Consider the following 1,432-nt stretch of genomic DNA (forward strand, 5'->3'; position numbering starts at 1 on the left):
CGGAGCCGGGTGCGGTGCTGGAGGGGCTCGCCCGGGTGCACGCGCAGGGTGTGGGTGTGGACTGGGCTGGGGTGTTGGGTGCCGGGCCGGTCGGGGAGGGGTTGCCGACGTATGCGTTCCAGCGGGAGCGGTTCTGGTTGGACGTCCCGGCCCGTTCGGGTGATGCGGCCGGTCTGGGTCTGACGGCGGCGGGGCATCCGCTGCTGGGCGCGGTGGTGTCCCTGCCCGACGGTCGCGGCACCCTGTGGACCGGCCGCCTGTCCACGGCCGAACACCCCTGGCTCGCCGACCACACGCTCTACGGTCAGGCCGTCCTGCCGCCCTCCGTGCTCGTCGAGTACGCCTTCCGGGCGGGAGACCACGTGAAGTGCCCGCGCCTGGAGGACCTGGACTGCCACCTGCCGTTGGTGTTGCCGGTCGGCGACGTCGCCCCCGCCGTGTCCGTCCAGGTGCTCGTGTCGGCAGCCGACGAGGACGGCCGCCGCGCGGTGGAGATCTTCTCCCGCCCGGGCGGTGCCGCGGACGATGCGGAATGGACCCTGCACGCCTCCGGCACTCTGGCGCCCACACGTGGTGCGGGCAACGCCGGGGACGCCGTCGACGGCGTACGGGTGGAGGCGTGGCCGCCGGCCGGTGCCACTCCCCTGCGGTTGGAGGACGTGTTCGAGCACCTGGCACGGGCACAGGTCGGCTTCGGCCCGGCCGTCCGCACCGTACGGGCCGCGTGGAGGCGGGGCGAGGAGCTCTTCGCCGAGGTCGCGCTCCCCGACGGGGCGAACGGACACGCGACGGGCTTCGCGCTGCGCCCCGGCCTGCTGGACGCCGTACTCCACATCACGGGCGACCCGGCCACGGGCGAGGCGCGGCTGCCCTCCGCTTGGACGGGAGCCGAACTGTTCGGCGTGGGCGCATCGACGGTGCGCATCCATGTCACGCCGGCGGATCAGGACGGCGGCCTGACGGTGCGGGTCACCGACGAGTCGGGTGCGCCGGTGCTGTCGGTGGGCCGGCTGGTGACGCGGCCGGTACAGCGGGAGCAGCTGCGGGCCATGAGCGGCGGCGTGCGGGACGCGCTGTTCGACCTGGTGTGGGAACCGGCCACCTCCGTGATCGGCCCGCCCACTCGCCGGGTCACCTGGGGCTCACCGGAAGCTGCGGACACCGTGCTCTGGGCCGTGGACGACGACCGGGCCGACGAGGTGTCGCAGACGGTGGCACGGGCTCTGTCCGTGGTGCAGGAGTTCGTGTCCGGGGAGCGGTTCGCCGGGTCGCGGCTGGTGCTGCTGACGCGGGGCGCCGTGGCCGTGTCCTCGCAGGAGGGCGCGCCTGGTCTGGGCGCGGCGTCGGTGTGGGGTCTGGTGCGTTCGGCGCAGCGGGAGCATCCGGGCCGGCTGGTGCTGGTGGATGTGGAGCCGGGCCTGTCGGCGGGTGC

Annotated in this window: 1 protein-coding gene; it reads left to right on the top strand. The window is 74.7% G+C overall.

Annotation, left to right across the window (positions count from 1 at the left end):
• Positions 1 to 1,432: polyketide synthase dehydratase domain-containing protein (locus tag ACZ4VL_RS40720; RefSeq protein WP_468211079.1), on the top strand; the 1,432-nt coding region annotated here is incomplete at both ends.

The sequence above is a fragment of the Streptomyces sp. NPDC029014 genome (genome assembly GCF_055564695.1).